Source organism: Paenibacillus sp. BAC0078, from assembly GCF_054483875.1.
On record NZ_JBTLRW010000007.1, the window covers coordinates 128,725 to 150,284 of the forward strand.

Consider the following 21,560-nt stretch of genomic DNA (forward strand, 5'->3'; position numbering starts at 1 on the left):
GATGAGAGGAATTAAGCAGACGATTACGGTTCTACTGGTAATGCTCCTCGCCTTTGCTACCCCTGTCTCGGTATTGGCCGAAGAGGCCGGTAAGGCGGATACAACGGTTCTGAGCAACGGTCTTGTCAAAATAACGATTAATAATGCTACGGGCCGCTTCGCTATCCGTACCGTCGAAGGTCAGCCGATCCGCAAGAAGGATCAGAATATTGACATGATGTTCAAGGGAGATGACCCAGAGACCTCCTTTACGACCTTCCGTATTGACGGAACGGACTATATCTTCGGCAATCCGTACAAGTTCGGTGCGGAGCTGTTTTCCGAGATCACCACTCCCCAGATTGTACAGAATACGGACGGAACGAAGCAGATTGAAACGGTATGGACGATCAAGGGCATCCAGATCAAGCAGATCATCAAGCTGTATATGAATACCTCTGACAAAATAAATGCCGGCAATGTGAATGTAAGCTATCTGGTTAACAACAATACGAAGTCTACGGTACAGGTAGGCTCGCGGATTTTGCTGGATACGATGGTAGGCAGCAACGACGGACCGGCTTTTCAAGTAGGCAAGGTCTATAAGACTCCCCTGCAGGTGGAGCGGAGACTGGTGGACGAGGACAAGCTTCCTCCCGGCATCGGTGAAGATGAAAAGGCGCTTTATACGCTGCCAGCCTATTGGGTCATGAAAGACAAGTATGACAGCACAGACCCTCTGGCTACCAACGCTGTGGCGTATGGCTTCAACAATTTTTCCGAGAATGACATCAATATTGTGGATGAAATGGTTGTGGGCCACTGGAGCAAAATGGCTAACACCAAGTGGGACTATGAAGTGAATCCCAACCTGGATTTCACTACGGATACCAACGATTATGGCACGGCGGATTCAGCGGTTGCGTTGTACTGGAACCCTGATGCTATTCCTGCAGGTGCTGTGCACAGCTATGAAACCGTATATGGGCTGGGAGAAATTGTGCAGCCGGACAAGGCGTTCTCCATCCGCTATATTGATCCGGTGAACCAGCTGGCGACTCTGGATGATAACAGCGGCTATGAGAATGAGGGCGTTTTTGATATTACCGCTGAGGTGGAAAATCTGGAGGCCTTCAACACGGAGCAATCTAGCATCAATGTCAGTCTGCAGCTGGATAACGCGCTCAAATTCGTTGATGTGGATACAAGCGGAAAGATCAAGCGGGATGCGAACGGGAAGATTCTGACCCGGACCGGCAATTCACAGACCGCCATCTTCCGTAAGGAAGCGACCCCGGAGCAGGCGGAACAGGGCATACAGCCGAAGTTCAAGCCCGGCGAGACTGTTACGGCTTCCTTCAAGGTTATGGCTACAGGCCGGGCCTGGCCGACAACGCCGGAATATTTGCTGAGCGTCAGCAGCCCGGAGACGGAGGCCAAGCTGGAGAGCATTCAGGATGAAACGGTCAAGGCGCAGTACAAGTCGAGCAAAGCCAATTTCGTGCTGCTGCCGCCTGTCGGCACGGCCACCCGGACTTATGTATACGCAATGTCACCGGAAGAAGTGTACCGCTCGGATGTGAAGTATATTACCCTCAACCTGTCCAATATTGAGGCGTACAACACCGGGAACGCTACAACGGACCCCAATTTCGACCTTTATCTAAAAGAAGTCGCCACCGGCAACCGGTACAAGGTGCCGGTGAAGAACTCGGTGCTTCTCCAGCCCGCTAATGACGGGCAGGTGGGAGATATGCGGATCACCTATCGGACCGGGGATCTGGTGGATAAGGCCGGCAATATCCTGAAGGATGGTGACGGCAAGGAGCTTAAGGACCTGGGGCCGGACCTGCCCCTGGGCGAATATCAGGTGGAGATTGACTATAAAGACTCTGGCGATACTGGCGGTCTCTACGATCTGACTACCTCCCAGCGGTTCGTGGTCAGTGATAATGAGAAGGCGCGGATTAAGAAGGCGGGTATTCTGGCGGTCGTCAAGAGAAGCTTTGACATGACGACTCCATATGACAATACCAACAAGGAAGAACTGAAGGAAGCGTATGAAGACGCGTTCCCGGGTTACACCTTCCCCGGACAGGCTGAATATGCCGGGATGAAGACAGCTTTTACTACGGCCATGAATGCGATGGTCTTGAGCGCCAAAGTAACGGACCCCGAATTCGGCGGGGAATATCTGCAGCAGGCGGAGGAGGTTCCAGCCTACCATCTCCAGGCCTTCGAGAGCGAGGAGGAGCTGGAGGCCTTCAAGAAGAGCCTGGCCGAAGAGGATAGCGGCACAGGCAGCGATGAGGAAGAGGGAGCACCCGGCGACGAGGTGCTGGTGGAGATTCGCGGGATGATCAACCAGATCGGCAGCGGTGACGACGCTGAATATGTGGTGGACACCAAAAGCGAGCCGGCTATTATCAACAACGCGGTAGCTTATCAAGGCAAGGATATGGTATTTGCCAGCGGTAAGCTGGATGTATTGAGCATTAAAAAAGCTATTAATACAGATGATACGCCGCTCTTCGATACCCTGAGTGTAAAAGGGGACGGCGAGCTGAGCATGGCGGGCAGCGGTTTTGTCTTCTTCGAGGGAGAATGGACACTCGATTTCTTCAACGGCTTCAGCAAATCGTTAATCCAGCAGGATAAAGAGGATGCTGGAGGCGATGACGGCGGGGATGACGGAGAAAAGGACCCGGAAGCGGAGCAGAAGAAGGAGGATCAGGGCGGAGGCAAGGAGGATGATACGCTTAACGGAGCACTGACCTGGGCGGCCGGTGCTGTGGGAGAGCGGCTAAACCCGCTGCGGCAGCTCATGATTCCTGATGTGTATTTCAACCGGCAGAGCCTGTTCGCCGCGCCAAGCTTTTCGGTTAAGGGCTTTGGCATGAAATTTAACGACTATATTCTGCGTCCGGGAGGTATCTCGTTCTCAGGCGGCATCAATTTGAAAATTGTAAATTCGGAAATCAAAAATGTAATTTTCAATGATCAAGGATTTGTAGGTATAGACGCCAACCTCAAATTTGATCTGAATGAGGAGATTGGATTGATCTCGAAGCCCAAGGAGGGTGATGCGGAAGAAGGCGATAAGCCGTCCGGCGAGATCACGATTGTCCATTATGTGCAGGAAGTAGAGGATGTGTCCAATACCTATGGCCTCAAATTCAACGCGACTGTGAGCAGCGTGGGTGTAGGCGTGGAAATTGCGTTCAAGCAGGTTGCGGACAAGCGTATTTTGCCTGATGCCATCGGCTTTGAAGCCGAGCTTGGCGATCCGGGCGTACTCATTACCGGCGCGACCTATTTGACCGGCATCCGTGGAGCGATCCGCGAGCTGGCGGATACGATTGCCGGGGAAGGCGATGTGCCGCTGACCCTTGAGGCCGGTGCGGATATCACCTTTGGCGTACAGCCGGCTACGTTCTATGGCAGCATCGACATGACGCTCAAGAAGTCGGGAATCAAGCTGGTCGGCAAAATGGATTACAGCCCTTCACCTGAATCGGAGAAGCTGGCTATGCTGACCGAGGCCAAGATTGCGGCTCAATGGATGACGCCGTGGTTCGTCAGTGCCTCTGCAACGGTAGACGTTCTGGGCTGGGATGTGATTGTCGGCAAGGCGTCCCTGTTCGTGGGGGAAAATCTGATCAAGAATCGGATTGATTTTGAAGGCTTCGTGAGTGCGAAGCTGCAGATTCCTTCCGATGTGCCGGTCGTTGGCGGCATGCCGCTGGCAGGTGTATCGCTGGGTGTCAACAACGACAAGATGTGGGGCAGCTTCGCTGTTCTGTTCCTCAGTCTGGGCGTTACCTATTATTTTGACGGAGATATTGAATTCGGTACTTCCGGCGAGAAGCTTCCGGACGGACTGCTGTATCTGCAGGTTCAGGACCCGGAAACCGGGCCTAAGCTGGTCGTATTCGGCGAGGGCGCGGAAGCGGTAGCCACTTCGTGGGTATCAAAGGAAGAAACGCAGCATGAAATTGAGTACCACAGCGTAGCTGACGGTGTCAGCCTGCTGGATAACGGCTCCTTGGATGTCGGTATCGGGGGCATCAAGGTGTCCGGCGACGGCAAGCTTCATGAAATTCCAATGTCGGCAGTTAGCGGGAATGCTTTGCTTGAAGTGCAATATTACGAAGATTCCTTGCCGCAGCTTGCACTGAAGGACAATAACGGCCGCGATTACAAGCTTGTATTCGATGAACGCAAAATCAATGATCCGAACGCCAATGCCTTTACCCAGGAAATTTCCGGGAAGAACGGAACTATCCGCAAGGCGTATATCGCTATTCCGGCCAGCCGGGCCGGAAGCGGCACTTGGAAGCTGTATGCGGATCAGAGCGTGGACACACGGCTGTTCAACATCCCTGAGGTATCCAAGCTGGATGAGGTCAGACTGGATCAGATCAGCACAGACGCGAATGCGTTCTCGGCTTCCTGGAAGGTATCAAATGCCAAGCCGGATGATACCATCAGCCTGTATCTGACAAAGGATGCAGTGCTTCCCGCTTCTGCAAATGGAGCTATTCAGGCTCCTGGGGATGCGGGTGTACTGATTGCGAAGGATCTGAAAGCAGATCAAGGCGGCGGAGTGGCTGGCAGCATCACATCGGGCAGCACCCGGATTGACGCTATCCAGGTTTCCATGCTGGGAGCTACGGAAGACATCAGAGGCCTGATGGCCCAGGGGGATTATTATTTGCGGGCAGAGCTGCACTCGTCCACAAGCTTCGGAACGAAGACAAGCGCGGACAAGTTCAAGCTGGTGGACCCGCTTGCTCCTGCCGAGGTTAGCGATGTAGCGGTCAAGCCTGCGGGCAACGGGTATTTCGAGCTGAGCTTCAAGCCTGCGGCGAAGAAGCCGGGACAGACCAATTACGAGCACAGCTACAGCATCGAAGCGCTTCAGCAGAAGGATGGAAAGCTGGCGGAATACGAGAATTTCAGCTCCCTTCTGTTCACGGAAGAGGAATTGCAGCCGTACTGGAATGAGCAGAGCGGCAAATATGAAGGCATCCGCCTTGGCGGCTGGACGGGGGCTTCTACGTCCAGCAAGGTGGATCATTCCAGCCTTGCGGGCAAGGCAGTGGACGGCGATTCGATCAAGTATAAGGGTCTGAAAGTCGGAGAGAAGTATGTTATTGGCGTATCTGCGGCGGTGAAGCCTGATAAGGCTGCAGACCAGAATGAGAATCTGCATTATTCCAAACGGGTGGATACGGCAAATACGCTGCTTCCGGCTCCGGCCAAGCCCGTACTGAGTATACAGGGCGTGGATTCAACCCGGATCGGGACGGCAACCTCCGCTTACGCGGAGGCGCTAAGCAGCTCTAAGAAGCAGAGCGTCCGGGTAGTATCCGATCAGAAAAATGTAGAGGTAGAGGCGATCTACGACGGCAAGTCACTCGCTAAAGTGGGACTTGCAGATAATGCGGCAGGAAGCGCCGGAACGCTGGATTTCTCCACCTTCACGGTGGATGGCACATATGCGATAGAACTGCGGACAAGAAACAAGACGACCGGCGATTTCACTATTACTATGCTGTATCTGACTGTGGATACTATTGCGCCGGTTCTGTACATTGACACTCCGCTTCCGGGCACGCGGACAGCCGGCGGCAAGATCAAGGTATCCGGACAGACCAGCAATGACGCTGTTCTCAAGGTTAACGGCCAGCCTGTTACTGTGGGTAAAAACGGCCGCTTTGACGGCGAAGTATCCGTCACCGGCAGCCAGCCAACGCTGGATTTGGCCTTTGAGGCAGTCGACCGTGTCGGCAACAGCAACAGCGCCTCGGTCGTTCTGACCAATGGCGGCTACCAAGTGCCGGTTGGCCTGGTTCTGCGCAAGGTGACCGACCTCGGTGTGAAAGACGAGCGGCAGCTCGAAGCCTTCCTGCGGGTACCTGACGGCAAGGATGGCAACGGCAAAGCCAAGTACAAGGAAGTGCCGGTTGCAGACAGCGATCTGGAGAAGCTGACCTATTCCTTGTATGCGGGTGAAGCTGCAGCAGTATCCGAAGACGGCAAGGTGACTGGCCTCGCCGAAGGCTCGGCGATTGTGTCCGCAGACTACAAGCTGTCCGGCGGTGCAACGCTTCAAGGCATGACGGCAGTAAATGTAGTTACTGACATCAAGGCCTATACCTCCGCTGTCTCCGGCAATGCGGCGGCTACGAAGGTTAACATAGTGTCGGCAGGCGACACAAGCAATGCCAAGCTGGTCTACAAGGTGTATCCTGCAGCGGATACTGCTTCACCTGCGCCCCGCTACAAAGATGATGTTAGCAATTGGGCGCTTCTCCCGGATGGCGGCGTGATTTCTGCCGTCAGCGGCGACCGGATTGCTGTAGCCAAGCGGCCGGACGGCGGCAAGCAGGCGCTGGCGGTATCGGTGCTTATGCCGGCGGTGCTGTGGAGCGAGAGCGGCACAGGAGGTGGCAATACTGGTGGCGGCACAGGCGGCGCCGGTGGCGGTGCGGGTATTGGCGGTGGTGCCGGCAGCGGCGGCACGAAAAACGGTAATGATTCCGGTATTTTTGTTGGAGGCTCCCCTGTTCAGGCGCAGAAGCAGGATGACCGTCTGACGGCCAAAATCACAGGTGCGGGCGACGATTCCTCCAAGACATTACTGATTGAAGGCAAGGATGGGGCGGTCAGCGGATATGCATTTGCGGTTGACCGCAAAACGCTGGCACAGGCAGCGGATCGCGGGCAATGGCTCCGCATGGTTCTGCCATTCGCAGAGCTAACCTTCCCTGCCAGCGCGGCGGCGGCAACCGGAGAGGATCTGCAGATCGCCATCGACAAAAACAGCAGCAGCCGGAAGGCAGAGCTGGCGAAAGTCGCCAAAGCACAGGGCTCTACACTGCTAGGTGGCGGCGAGGGCGTTACCTTCGATATTCAGGAGAACGGCATTTACAAGAACCGTTCGGTAGCGGCGAAGGTGGCATTGCCTGAGACCATTGCGGCAAAAGACATTACTGCAGTCGTGCTTCAGGACAGCAGCGGCAACTGGACCACTGTGCCTTGGTCCCTGGATGTTGTCAGCAACAAGGTGTACATCAACCTGACTCTGACAGGGAACGGAAGCATTGGCTTCATCAGCAAGAATGCGGCATTCGCCGATGTGAAGGACACCCACTGGGCCAAGTCAACGATTCAGGAGGCGGCAGCCAAGCTGTTCATGCAGGGCCGCTCCGAAAATCGGTTCGATCCGAACAGCCGGATCACCCGGGCGGAGTATCCGGCGGTGCTGCTGCGGGTACTGGGGCTGATGAATCAGCAGGAACAGGTTGCTTTTGCCGATGTGAAGGCGGATAGCTGGTATAGCCGCAGCTTATCCATTGCCGTTAAGAACGGTTTGGTTACCGGCTTCAAGGATGGCACATTCCACCCGAATGAGGAGATTTCCCGTTTGTCAGCAATGGTAATGGCTGGCCGGGCGGTGAAGCTGCTGGGAGTGGACAAGCCAGTCGCCAAGGCTGAAGCGGACGCCATTCTGTCGAAGTTCAAGGATGCGGAAACCATCCCTGCTTGGGCCAGAGATGCAGTTGTGCTGAGCGTGAAGCAGAATCTGATTTCGGGCCAGGACGGCTTCCTTCTCCTTGACGGTGCGCTCACCCGCGCCCAGGCCGCGGCCATTGCGATCAGATTGGGTGATCTCGTGCCCGTAGGCAATCCATAAGGAGCGCGGAAGCGGCGAATCTATTCAGAGAGTGAGAAGGTGACCTATGCTATTTGCAAAAAAATGGATCAAGCTGCTATGCTGCGTGCTGCTGCTGGTTCCACTGCTGCCCGCCGGTAATCCGGCGGATGCCAGCGGCGGAAGCTGGGGGGATCACGCGGATACAAGCTGGTATGATACGAATTATTCTACGTATATTATTGATTCGGCGGCCAAGCTGGCGGGAGTCGCCAAGCTGGTCAATGACGGCACTACTGATTTCAGCGGTAAAACACTTCAAATCGCAGCCTCGGGTGCCCTGTCATTGGCTGACTATGATTGGGTGCCCATTGGCAACGGCGAGCATCCGTTCAGGGGAATTCTTATCGGCCAGGCCGGGCTTAACCCGGCGCTGACCGGCCTGAGCGTTTCGGACAGCGTATACGGAGGGCTGATCGGCCGCATGAGCGGGGCCACAGTCGGCCGGTTTACGCTATCGGGGAGCATTCAGACTGCTGTTGCCGGAAATGCGGCTGTAGGCGGGATTGCGGGTTACATGGATGAGGACAGTACCATCCTGGATGTCACCAGCGAGGTATCCATTCAAGTGACGGGAACGGTCACGGGCAATGTATATGCCGGCGGGATCGTCGGCAGCGGCTCGGGGCTGCTGTCCAATGTGGCCAATCATGGCAGTATCGCGCTTGGCGGTTCTTATTGGGGCATGGCCGGGGGTGTTGTGGCTTCAACCAATGGCGTCTTGACTCTGAAGAAGAGCGAGAATACCGGCCCGGTAAGTGTATCGGGCAGTGTCTACAAGGCGGATGCGGGCGGCATTGTCGGCCTGGCTTCCGCGCCGCTGTTCATGGCGGATGAAGATACCTTCATGCGTAACAGCGGAAAGATTGCTCTCCTGAGCGTAGGGAGCGGGTCTATCGGCGGGATCATGGGCCGGGTGGCGGCGGATACCGATGTCACCTTCTCCGCCCAGACCTCGAATTCCGGGGAGATCCTTGTAAATTCCGGGACCGCTACTGCGGGCGTATCTGCGGGCGGTCTGGTCGGCGCGTATGAAAATACCGGGGGACTGAATCTATCCATTCCCTTTGTACAGACCGCTCCTGCCATTGTTAATAAGGCAGGCGCCGGGGCGTACACCGGCAGCATCGTCGGCAGTGTGGACGGCGATTTCACCTGGGGACAGAGCGTGGTCAACAGCTCGCCTCTGACGGCGGGCGGTACGTCGGAGGTATACACCGGGGGCGTAGCCGGCAAGGTTGTGGGAACGGCTGCGTTCCAAGCAGCCGCGAAGAATCAGGCGGAGATTCAAGTTGACGCTTCAGGTATTGGCGTGTACACAGGAGGACTGGTCGGCTTCGCGGGCCAGCGCCTGCTGCTTCACAGCAATACGGCTGAAGCGTATGGCAATACCGGCGGTATTACCGTAACCGGAACGGCTTCCGAGATGTATACCGGCGGCATTATCTCCAATCGGAACTACCTCAAGGCGGCGGGCAATGTCTCCAGCAAGGGGGATATTGCAGTTACGGGAGCTGAAAGACTGTATACCGGCGGTTTTGCCGGGCGTGTATCCGATGGCGACTCCGGGATAACGGACGAATCCTACAGCGGCAAAATTACGGTGACCTCCGCCGCTTCCAGCACTGATAGCCAGGTGTATACCGGCGGTATCGTAGGGTATTACGGTATTGGCGGCGTGATCGAAAACCCCATTTTTGACGGTGAGATCAAGGTATCCGGCGGCAGCGGCGTTCATACGGGCGGCGTGGCCGGTTATATCACGGGCGGCAGCACCATTGTTAATGCAGTAATCGGCCGCACAGCCGAGAAGCCAGCCCTCATTCAGTCGAGTGGGGATGCAGGCGGCGTAGCGGGTTATGCAGACGGCACCATTCAGTCTGCTGCGGTAAAATATACAGAAATTCGCACCTCGGGGTCCGGCGGCTCGGCTGGCGGTATCGCGGGTTCGGCTGGCGGACGGATTGCGGATGCGGTGATAGGCGATGCGGGTGCTGACAGCAATGACAGTCTGCAACTCTTCACGGATGCAACCGATTCAGCGGCGGGCGGTGTTGTTGGCGAAGGGCGCAGCACCTTGGTGCTGGGACCGGCTGTCGCCCACAGAATCAGCCTGTCGGCAGGACCGGAAGCCATTCGTTCCAGTCTGGGCGGTCTGGCGGGTAAGCTCTCTGCCGGCGCTGCGGTAAGTGTGCAGGGCAAACCCTTCGACATCCGGAATGTAACGATTGCATCGGCGGCAGCTAACAATGCAGCCGGGGGGATAATCGGGGACAACAGCCTCGATCTGGATTCAGAGAACCTGCTGGCGGTATCCGGGATTTCCATTGACGCCAAGGGCGATCATTCCGACCTGGGCGGAATCGTGGGCAGAAACAGCGGCCAGTTGACGGCACTGACAGCGACGGATGTAATCATCAAGGCCGCTGGCGCTTCTAGCCGAATGGGTGGGGTAGCCGGATTTACAACAGGTGCTATCAGTAATCCTGTTGTTGCTCCGGGAGACGGTAAGTTGCGGCTTGCCGCAGAAGGGCCGGACATCGCTGTGGGCGGCGTGGCCGGAGGAGCCGATGCTGGAGCTGCTGTGAGCGGCAACGGAACGGACAGCAATGTGTCCGGGCTGACGGTAACCTCTACGGCAGCGGCAAGCGGTGCACGAATCGGCGGTATCGTAGGGGACAGCAGCGCCTCTGCGATCCGGCGTGTGATTGTAGAGAGTCCGGTGCTTAGCGCAGCGGGTGCGGACAGCATGATCGGAGGGCTGGCCGGCCAGATAATCGGCGCGGACGTAGAACGCTCTGTTGTCAGAGGAGTTCTCCCGGACTATGCCATGCTGAATGTGTCCGGCAGCGGAGTTAAAGCCGGAGGCTTGGCCGGGCGGACGGAAAATGCAGTCATCACCGGCGGTGGCGCGGCTGAGCCTGGAGTAGAGAACTTGCTGCTTACCGGCGCTGAATCGGCGACCGGGCTTTATGCGGGCGGCATCGTAGGCTACAACGTGGACAGCTCGATTGGACAGATGTCCGGTTCTACTGTCAAGCTTACGCTGAAGGGCAGCGGAGCTACTGCGGGCGGAGTGGCCGGCTATAACCGTGGCGTGGCCGGATATGGTCAGCCAGCCGCTTCAAGAGTTCTGAAGGATAATGTGATGGCATCACTGACGATTCTCCTGCCAGCCTCTGCCGCTGCTTCGATTACCGGCGGAGTGGTCGGCCTGAATGATGCCAGAAGCGATGAAGCTCCTGCTGTGGCGGCTCCTTCAGCCATAAGCTCCATTCAGGGCAGTAAGATGCTCGGGAGCATCACGGTACACGGAGCTTCTGCGGTAACCGGTGGCCTCATCGGCGAGAACCGGAGCGTCGTTGCTAAGAACAGTATTAGCGAATCACTACCTGTTCTGTCTGACGGCGACAAGGGTCTGGTCGGCGGTCTCATCGGCAGAAATACAGGAACGATATATTACATGTATTCCAATGCGGCTCTGTCTGCGGGCGGAGTGTCTTCGGTCATCGGAGGAATTGCGGGAGAGAACACCGGACGGGTTGTCTCCTCCTATATCGAAAACGATCTGAAGAGCAGCCTTTCGGGCACTGCGGGAAGCTACGCTATTTTCGGCGGACTAATCGGCAGAAACAGCGGTAGTGTAGATAAGAGCTATACATTGTCAAAAATAACAGCGGGCGGTGCCTATACGTATGTGGGCGGTCTGATCGGCGACCATTCCGGTTCGATTAGCAACTCTTACGCAGGCAAGGATGTGTCCGCCAGCGGAAAGGGCTCGTACAGCGGCGGCCTGATCGGACGGATAACGGCGGGAACGGTGGCAAGCAGCTATTCAGCCGGCCGGATCACCGGAGATAAAGGCGCATATCCTGGCGGCTTCGCAGGGTACTATGCGAACGCAAGCAAGAATCTCATTGATGATGCGTATTATGTCAAGGATGAGAGCCTGGGAATCAACAGCGGAGTCCTGGATTTTGGCGGGGGAACCTATAATGAATTGAACAATTACGCCCGTCTGAGTCCACTTCTCTCTTCTGCCCTGGCTGACCGCAAGGCATTTCCGGCATTGTCCGGCTGGACATTTGGCGGCTCGCCTTGGCGGTATAGCTCGGATGGTGCGGGATACAAGTACCCTGAGCTGAACCTTAGTGCCGACGGCGGAGATGGGGGCAGTGAGACGCCAAGCTTGAATTTGAACTGGTATACGCGAAATCCGGCGGCGCTGCGTTTTACGATCAAGACCGAAGAAGAGCTTACAGGTCTGGCGGCAATCGTAAACGGTACGGCGGCGGATGTCGCTCCGTTCAACTTCCTCGGCAGAACGGTGGAACTGACAGGCCCAATCCGTGTGAGCGCTTCGCAGTGGACTCCTATCGGGGCGGATGTGCAGCATGCTTTTGAAGGAACCTTTATCGGCAATCATTATTTGATCAGCGATTTCAAAGTAAATGAAGCTGAGTATGCGGGGCTGTTCGGCGTCCTTGGAAGCGATGCTGTTGTCCAGCAAGTTACAGTAGCGCCGTTGGCGGTAACCGGCAGCAGCTACGCCGGAGCCTTGGCGGGATTGAATCTGGGCAAGGTTGAGCAGGCAGCAGGAAGCTTGTCCGGCAGCGCCAAGGTTGCCGGCGGGAAGGCCGTGGGCGGCCTGATCGGCCGCAATGAAGGCCAGGTCTCCGGCCTGTCCATGTCCGTCAGCGGCGGGGGCGGAGTAACCAGCGCCGCCGACGGGGCGTATGTGGGCGGCCTGATCGGCGACAGCTTATCCGGCCTTAACGAAGGCAGCGTGACTGTGGGAGCCGGAACAGTAGAAGCGACAGGCAGCAATGCCGCTGTGGGCGGTCTGGCCGGAAGACTGGACGGCAATCTCGGAGCAGCGTCCCTTCTGCTTCAGGATGGCGGCGGAATAGTTGCCGCAGGTACGGACAGTGCAGCCGGCGGTCTGGTCGGTGTGGCAGAGTCGGGAACAGCCGATGGCCTCAGCGTCAGCTTGTCCGGGGGAGGCATACAGGCCTCGGGCGCAGGCTCTGTTGCCGGAGGAATGTTCGGCCGTTCGGCAGCGAGGCACGTTATCCGCGACGCCAAGGTGCAGGGGAACCATACACCTGCGGCGGCGATCACCGGCAGCGCGGCTGTCGGCGGCATTGTCGGCGTCAAAGCCGGCCTTGGCAGCAGTACATTTGACATCGAAGCGGCGGAGGTCCGGGATGTGACTGTTGCCGCAACAGGCGATGGAGCTTTGCAGGGCGGTATTGCCGGCAAGCTGACCAATACCGCACTGAAGAAGGCTGTATTTAGCGGCAGTCTTTCGGCAACAGGCAGCAATGCCACAGTTGGCGGCATCGCCGGCCAGGCTACGGACTCCATTCTGTATAGTTTGGAATCGACTCCGCAGATTAAGGTTAGTGCGTCGACCGGCGTACTTACGGCAGGCGGGGTAGCCGGAACGCTGAAATCTGCCAAAAGAGACACTCCGCTGGACTTCGGACTGCTCGTTCCGCTATACCCGGGCGTGTATGAAGCGAAGCTTCCGGCAGGATCTATCTCCATTAACGCAGCCGGTCAGGCGGCGGAGCTGTACGCCGGAGGCATTGCCGGCAAGCTGGATTCCGTCTCTCTGTATAATTCCACTTCAGCGGTCTCACTTGAGCTGAGCGGCGGGAAAACAGCGACGGCCGGGGGAGCAGCAGGTTATGCCAAAGACAGCCGGATGGTTGGAGTCGACACGGCAAGCCGCATTCAGACCGAAGCCAGCACGAACTACAATGTGGGCGGTCTGGTAGGGCAATCGTCCGGCGGCAGCATCTCTTACGCCCGGGCGCAAGCGGCGAACAATCTGCCGATTGTTATCGGAGAGAGCGTCGCCGCTGGTAGAACGGCATCCTACGCTCATGCCGGCGGGTTCGTTGGTCTGGCGGACGGAACGGACATTCAGACTTCCTCGGCCACACCAGCCATCCAGATAGACAGTGCCAATCCGTATTTCACCGTCTATGCAGGCGGCTTCGCCGGTCTTTTGGGAGAGGCCCAAAGCGGCACAATCTCAGTGGCGTATGCGGCGGGCCAGATTACGGCTGATGGCGCAGCGGGAGTCTACGCGGGCGGCTTCGCCGGCACGGTTAATAAATACCGTATTGAGCAGGCCTACGCTTCGGGGAATGTGTCGAACACGGCTTTTGATGCCAGAGGCGGCGGTTTCGCCGGGGTCATCTACCAAGGAAGCACCATTGAAGATTCGTATGCCGCCCAGGAACAGGTGAAGGTTGCCGGAAGCAACGGGGCAACCCGTTCTTATGCCGGCGGCTTCGCCGGATACAATGACGGCAGCCTGTCCCGGGTCTATGAGCGGGTGTCGGAGGTTTCGGCTGTGGCCGGCGGCTCCAACTCGTACATGGGCGATTTTATCGGCTACAACTTCCGTAATGGTCTGGTAGAGAACTCCTTGTATGCGGGGAATTTGACGCCAATCAAGCATGATATTAACAGCAGCGGACAAAGCGCAAATCTGAAGCCATTGTCCCTTACCAGCTACAATAAGCCAGACGGCTGGAAGTTCTCGGGCGATAATCCGGTCTGGAGCTTCGCCGATGGAGAGCAGCCTTATGCTCCGGTGCTGGTGGGCATAACTAACTGGCGGTTCTCGCCTGATCTGGGCTTCATTACCCGGGCTGCCAAGAATCAGACCGAGTTTGCGGCAGGCACCGGGGAAGAATTGGCAGGGCTGGCGCTTCTGAATGATAACGGGGCATCAGTGCATGCGTTGTTCAATCCGGCTGCAACTGCACCACTGAATATAGCCAGCATCGTGCTGACCGCCGATATTTCACTGGCCGGCAAAACATGGATACCTGTACAAAGCTTCAATGGTGTACTGGATGGCAAACAGCATATCATCGCCGGATTGAATTATCCTTATGAGCAATTTGAGCGGTATGGACTGATTGCCAATAATAACGGGACTATCACCAACGTGAAGCTGCAAGACGCGGTGGTGCCCGGGGCAGTTAGCACCGGCACGGTTGCCGGGGTGAACCATCCTAAGGGGATTATCGAGAATGTGACCGTGAGCGGCGGCAGTGTGTCAGGCACGACGGCTGGCGGCGTTGCCGGTGACAATCAGGGCCGGATGAGCGGGATTATTGTAGAGAACCTGAAGCTTGCCGGCAAAGAGAATGCCGGGGGAGCAGCAGGCAGCAATACCGGCCAGATGGAAAAAATCGCTGTGAGTGGTCTGACCATCAGTTCCCCGGCCACGGCGGGAGGTATTGCGGGCTTCAACGGAGGAAGCATTACGACATCGTATACAAAAGCTGTGATCACTGCTTCCGCCGCTGACGGAAGCAGTGCAGCCGGCGGCATTGCCGGACTGAACGGCGATGAAGGCTCCATTAGCGGGAGCTTCTCTTACTCCGATGTTACCGCGACAGCCAAGGATTCACGTGCAGGCGGCATCGCCGGAACAAGCACGGGGACCATTGCCGCCAGCTATAACACAGGAAGCATAGAGGCCGTCGGCAAGGAGCATGCCTGGGCGGGTGGAATCGCAGGTACAGCTGCGGCGGGAACACTCTCTGCCAATGTGAACGGCGGACAGGCTGTAGCCAGTGTTAATGGACAGTTGGTCAAAGACAGAACCTTTACCGGCGGTATTGCCGGACAGACAGGCAAAGACACGAATCTGGCCAATAACTTCTTTGACGTTCAGATGCTTCAGTTCCCTGTAGCGTATTACACCTTCCAGGGAAGCAAAACCAAAGGAGCAGCAGGGCAGGCCGAAGGCTTGAAAACCACCCGGCTGACAGGGGGCGTGCTCCCTGAAGGGCTGAAGGCTTCCGAGTGGAAGGCTGTTCCGGGATTTTATCCGCAGCTTGCCCATTTCTCAGGATCGCTGGACAGCGAACTGTCCACTGTGGCAGTTGTGCTGGGGGATGGCGACACGGCCTACAAGGTGAGAGGCAGCTATACGCCTACACCTGACGCAGCAATAGATTGGAAGGCTAAGACAGAAGCGGGTCTCATTTATTTGACAGCATCGAAGAGCGGCCAGAGCCGTCTGATCGTGATTAACAAAAAGCCGTTCGCTTACAGCGAAACTGCGGCTGCGCCTACAAGCGCCACTGCTCTTGAGTTCAAGGACAAAACTGAGGTGGTGCTTAAGAGCAGTGAAGCTGCCGGGGTAATTCATTACACTGTCGATGGCTCGATTCCTTCCGAGGACTCGCCGGTGTATACAAAGTCTGTTCCGTTAAGCAATTCCGCTGTAATCAAAGCGGTGACGGTGGTGGACGGCAAGAACGACAGTGAACTGTTCACTGGAGAGTTCAAGAAATTGCCAGAGCCTGGCGATAACGGCGGGAACGGCAATGGAGGCAATGGAGGCACCGGCGGTGAAGGAAGCCCGGGTGGCGGAGCAGGTGGAATCGCCGGCGGTGGCGGTATTTTGCCAGCGGCGAATACCGCGTTCGAAATCCTGGTGAATGGCAAATCCCAGGCGGTTGCGCAGGAGAAGAATACAACCGAGAACGGCAGAGCAACGACCACTGTCCACGTCGATGAAGCGGCTCTGATGAAGCTGCTGCAGGACACAGACAGCCAAGCCGACATTTCCATCGTCTTCAGTAAAAAGACCGATTTGAATAAAGTGGAGCTGAGCGGAAAGCTGGTCAAGCTGATGGCTGAACGCAAAGCTGTGATCCGGGTGGATACCGGTGCCGAAGCCTTCCGCGTCCCAGCGGTGTTGCTGGAAGTGTCAGCGGGCGATCAGGCCGCGGTGCAGCTTGAGATCGCATCGCCGGATGAGTCGAAGGCGAAGCTGCTGGAGCAAGCGGCGGCAGCGGGAACGTATTCCTTCCTGGTGAAGCCGTCCGTATTCCGGGCCTTGTATACGGCCGGGGACCAGACGAAGGAGATCGAACGTTTCAGTGCTTACGTGGAACGGACGATCACTTTACCCAAATCTGCCGATACCTTGAACGCAATCGGAGTCAGAGTTGCAGCAGACGGAAGCGTCAGCCCGCTGCCAACCCGTATCGCTGAGAACGCCGGAAGCTTGACGGCAGTGATCAAAAGCTTGTCAGCAAGCGGCATATTCGCCGTAGTCGCTGCCCGGACGGAAACCTCTTTCCGCGATGTCCAGACTCATTGGGCCCGGGAAGCCATCACGGACCTTGCAGGCCGGTGGATTGTGGGCGGCAATGGTGAAGGCAGCTTCGAGCCGGAGCGCAAGGTTACCCGGGCGGAATTTTCGGCTATGATCGTGAAGGCGCTTGGTCTCGGAGGAGCTGCTGCGGCAGAGAGCACCACCTTCCGCGATGTAAGTGCCGGAGCCTGGTATGCTTCTTCTGTTCAGACTGCATCTGCATACGGTCTGGTGTCCGGTTACCCGGATGGCAGCTTTGGAGCGCAGGAGCCGATCAGCCGCCAGCAAATGATGGCTATTCTCTCCAGAGCAATGAAGCTCGCAGGCTTGCAGACTGAGCTGGCAGAAGCCGAGAAGCAGCGGCTGCTGAAGCCTTTTGCCGATACCGGCAGCATTGCGGAATATGCTAAGAGCGACTTTGCCGCAGGCATCAGCGCGGGATTGATATCTGGAAGAAGCGCCAAGCTGCTCGCGCCAACCGATCTTACAACCAGAGCTGAAGCGGCCTCAATTATAGAGAAGCTGCTGAAGCAGGCAGGCTTGATCTAACATCTGCCATCTGCCATAGGCAGACAAAACAGCCGCGTCATGTACCGTAGGGTATATGGCGCGGCTGTTATTTTTAATGATCCATTCCAGCTCCTAATACGCGGGGGTCGGAGTGCTGATCCGGTCTATAACCATCAGGCCGTCGAACTGCTCCTTCGGGACAAACCTCATCGACATCGGAGCAATGACCTCGCTGGTCATCCCGTCTTCAGCGGCATAGATCGGCTTGAACATCCAGCTATTGGCCGCTTTCGCCTTGGTGTGGCGGGAGAGGTCGACAAAAGTATTTTTATAACCTGACTGCATAACTGTCTGCTCCAGGCTGCCCTTTGGCATCGGGCCAACGGAGAATGGCTTCATGGTTGTGATCGAGTCGGTCTTGCCTCTGTTCATAAAGAAGCCGACAACATACATTTTATCCTTGAGCTTCTGGTGCAGCAGCTCTCCCATGCTCTTGAAGCTGTTAACCCATTTGCCGTTCTCCAGCACCCGGATGTCCGAGGTGTTCTTGGCAAGGTGGTCGTTGTGCGCCCACAAAATAACCTTCTTACCCGGATATCTGACCTTCATCAGCCATTCTACATGCTCAGCCATAGCCCGGTCGCGCGCCTCGTAGGATTCCTGAACATTGGTAATTAAGCCATTTTGCAAAAATTGCACCCGGTCCTCCAGCGATTTCAGAACAACATCGACGATATAAGGATCTTTTGGATACGCCGCTGCGAGCTGCTTCCGGTGTTCTTTGATGTACTGGATATACTTTTCGTATTCCGGCACATTACGCTGGACCACTTGTTCCATGCCCTGTATATACTCTTTGTTCTCAGGAGCCAAACCATATTTATTCATAATCTCATAGAAATCGGTGACCGCCTGCAGATCAAACTGTTGAAAAGCTTTGCCATACTCTTTGTCCTGTGTGGAGATAAAGTCGCTCACTCCATAAGTTAGCAAAGGCGAAGTGAACTGGTTGTCGAAACCGGCCAGCTCCAGCGGCTTGTTTGTCTTGCGCGACTTCTTGATATAGTTGAACAGCTCCAGTGTCTCCTTGGAATGCCAGACCGGCAGGACGGAATACTGCATCATCTTCGTAGCGGTCATTTGATCGGCCTGTTTGTTGATAAATTCAGCATCGCCGAGACCCGACTCAAAGGCAATGACATCAAAGCCCAGCTCTTCATGCAAATATTTAATCATTTTCGTCTTCATACTTGCATATTCGGCTACCCGGTGAAAATTTTCGCCCAGACTGACCACCGTTTTGCCAGCCAGCAGCGGCTTTAAAAAAGCCAGATCGCTATAGTCCTCTCCGCTGAGTGACTTAATCTCATGCGCATAGTCTAGCGGCTTCGAAGTGGACTTCGGTGCATTCCCTGCAAAAGCGCTCTGGCCGGACAGCAGCACCAGAAGTAGGGATAAGATAACGATTACCCTCCGGTTCCAGTTTAATTTCATAGACATTGATGCTCCTCCTCAAATGGGTTATGTACAACTTTCGCCCCCATTATAGAAGGAGTAAATAAAGATTTGATAAAGGATAGATTAATAGGTTTCAATTGCTAGATATACATCCAAGCACTCTTATAGCTTGTGCATAAAATGTAAAGAACTCAATTAAGGTTAGGGGGCATGTGTATGAAAGGGTTAATCTTGTGTGCTGGCCGAGGAACGAGACTGCAGCCTTCGACGTATACCAAACCGAAGTGCATGTTACCCGTTAACGGAGAATATATTCTTGTCTCTATTATTAACAAGCTTGTTGCTGCCGGAATTACCGAAATAGGAATCGTAGTGAGCCCTTCGCAAGGAGAGATCCAGGAAACGATCGGGGATGGGGGGCGGTGGAATGCCTCTTTAACCTACCTGCTGCAAAAAGAAGCCAAGGGGCTGGCGGATGCAGTCCGCAGCGCGCAGTCTTTTATGGCGGATTCCCCTTTTCTATTAATGCTTGGCGATAACTTGTATGAAGGGGATTTAGAGCCATTGATCCAATCACTGGACAAGGATAAATCTGCGGCTTCGATCCTGCTCCAGCAGGTCAAGGAGCCGGAGCACTTTGGAGTCGCCTCGATTGAAGATGGACAGATTGTCAGTCTGGAAGAGAAGCCGCGTCAGCCCAAATCCAATTTGGCTATTGTTGGTGTATATGTATTCACTGGGGCGATCTGGCCGGCGATTGAGAGACTTACACCTTCTCCGCGCGGCGAATACGAGTTGACGGATGCCATTCAAATGTTGATTTCTGAAGGCAGGCATGTTGCGTACAGTGTAACGACCGCACCCTTTTTTGATATAGGGACCCATGAACGGTGGCTTGGGGCGAACCGGTACCAGATGGATCGTGATCCTGACAACTTTGCAGTGCCATCCGGGCAGGACAGCTCGGTGCAGTGGATTCCTCCGGTTAGAGTTGATCCGACCGCCCGCGTAAAGAACAGTGTCATTGGACCGCATGTGTATATTGGTCCGAATAGCGTCGTTGAGGATTGCATTCTGATCAACAGCATTTTGACGGATCGGGTGTCGTTGTTCCATGTTCATGCGGAGGGCAGCGTATTTGGATCACGTGTTCATCTCGCGGAACAGGAAACTCAGGAGCAGCCTGCCAGTCATATCCTGGGCGATCGCGCTACAGTTATAAGAATAAATCCTGACCCGCAAAACGATTCATAATAATCAAATGTTTACTGGGGATTAGTCCAATCCATTCATCCAGGTGGACACATACACTTAAAGTAGTCTAATGCATCAGGCAACTATGCGGAGAAAATACTTTAGGGGTAGGTGATTCTTGAAGATGGTTGAATTATTATTGACGATTAACGACAAAGACGGCAAGTATACCGAGCATGCGGGTGTTGTTCTGGCATCAATCTTTTGCAATACCCAGCAGACGATCAATGTGCACATTGTACACGATGATACCTTAAGTGAAGAGAACAAGGCAAAGCTTACTCAGATGGTTGATATTTTTCATCACAACATTAATTTTTACCATGTTTCCGTACCTGGGGATTTGCAGGAAGTTGCTTCCGGTGTGCATAAAATAGACTATTGGACCATAGCCAGTATGTACCGTTTGTTGCTTCCGTTATTTATTCAGGCAGACAGGGTTATTTATCTGGACTGCGACATCCTGGTCAATATGGATATTAACGATTTGTGGAGCATCGACCTTGGAGACCGTTATTTGGGCGCAGTGCTGGATCAGGGTGAAAATTTGCTTGAGTACTTTAATTCACTTGGTCTTCGTGCGGACTTGTATTTCAACTCAGGGGTCATTCTGTTTGATCTGAATAATATCCGCAATAAACCGACCTGGTATGAAGAGATGCTCAATTTCCTGCGCGTCCATCCAATGATGACCATGCCGGATCAGGATGTGCTGAATGCCATTTACAGCTCTAACTATTTGCAACTGGACCAGCGGTTCAATACGTTCGCTAAACCTGAACTCGACATGGTTCAAAAAATCGTTCACTTCGCCGGGGAAGAAAAATGGTGGGATAGTGATTCACCCGCAGCGCCGATATACGCTAAATATCTGGCCATGACCCCGTGGGGCAGAGAGCCGGCACGTGAGACGGTATATGAGCCGGAGCCGGTTAACATCCCGCTTGATCCCGCCCCAATGCCGCAGGGAGAACCTCCAGTTGCGCCGCCGGAGCTGCCTGCTCCGGTAAATCCGGCCCCTGAAGCGGTAGTTCACGTTCCCGAGGCAGTTCTGGTTCCGGCAGCAGATCCAGTCCCGTTAGCAGCCCCGGAGATTATTTCCGTGAAGCCCCGCAGACGGAGCCGCCGCAGATTACTACGGCTGAGACGGCTGAAATTAAGACGGGTGCGGCTAAGACTAAGACTGAAATTTAAAAAGAAAAAAATGCTTCGCGCCAAATACCGTTCCATAAAGCGGCGGAAGCTGCTCAAACGTAAATTGGCAATGAAGAAAAAAACACAACGCTCAGCAACGAAGAAGCTGCGGTCAGTCCGCAAGAAGAGCAAACATGCAGTAAAGAAGGTTCTGCTGAAAAAAAGCTCACATCGCACAACCCGCACGTTAAAACGCACCTCGTAAGAGATATGCAAGCGAACAAAGAAATCACTTCTTATTAGGAGTGGTTTCTTTTTTTTGTGCTGTACGTAAGGCCGCCAAGGCATTAATTAAAGCGTTGAAGC

5 protein-coding genes are annotated in these 21,560 nt (G+C 55.2%); 4 read left to right on the top strand and 1 reads right to left on the bottom strand.

Annotation, left to right across the window (positions count from 1 at the left end; genetic code table 11):
* Position 1: 1 nt before the first annotated feature.
* The gene (locus ACX1DY_RS15105) at positions 2-7,681 is read left to right on the top strand and encodes an S-layer homology domain-containing protein (RefSeq protein ID WP_458965007.1); all 7,680 of its coding nucleotides are present in this window, start codon (positions 2-4) and stop codon (positions 7,679-7,681) included.
* Between the two features lie 46 nt (positions 7,682-7,727).
* Entirely contained in the window at positions 7,728-17,387 is a 9,660-nt protein-coding gene (locus ACX1DY_RS15110) for an S-layer homology domain-containing protein (RefSeq protein WP_458965008.1), read from the top strand.
* Between the two features lie 93 nt (positions 17,388-17,480).
* Here the strand turns inward: ACX1DY_RS15110 and ACX1DY_RS15115 are convergent, their stop codons facing one another.
* Positions 17,481-18,848 (bottom strand): erythromycin esterase family protein, encoded by a 1,368-nt coding sequence (locus tag ACX1DY_RS15115; protein WP_458965009.1) that lies wholly within the window; start codon positions 18,846-18,848, stop codon positions 17,481-17,483.
* 174 nt (positions 18,849-19,022) lie between these two features.
* On the opposite strand from ACX1DY_RS15115, the gene ACX1DY_RS15120 reads away from it, so the two are divergent.
* Together ACX1DY_RS15120 and ACX1DY_RS15125 are read left to right on the top strand one after the other, a co-directional pair.
* Positions 19,023-20,060, top strand: a complete 1,038-nt coding sequence (locus ACX1DY_RS15120; protein WP_458965010.1) for a sugar phosphate nucleotidyltransferase — start codon at positions 19,023-19,025, stop codon at positions 20,058-20,060.
* 124 nt (positions 20,061-20,184) lie between these two features.
* Positions 20,185-21,459 carry a glycosyltransferase family 8 protein gene (locus ACX1DY_RS15125; protein WP_458965011.1) on the top strand — a complete coding sequence of 425 codons (1,275 nt, stop codon included), beginning with the start codon at positions 20,185-20,187 and terminating at the stop codon, positions 21,457-21,459.
* The last annotated feature ends 101 nt before the right edge of the window (positions 21,460-21,560 follow it).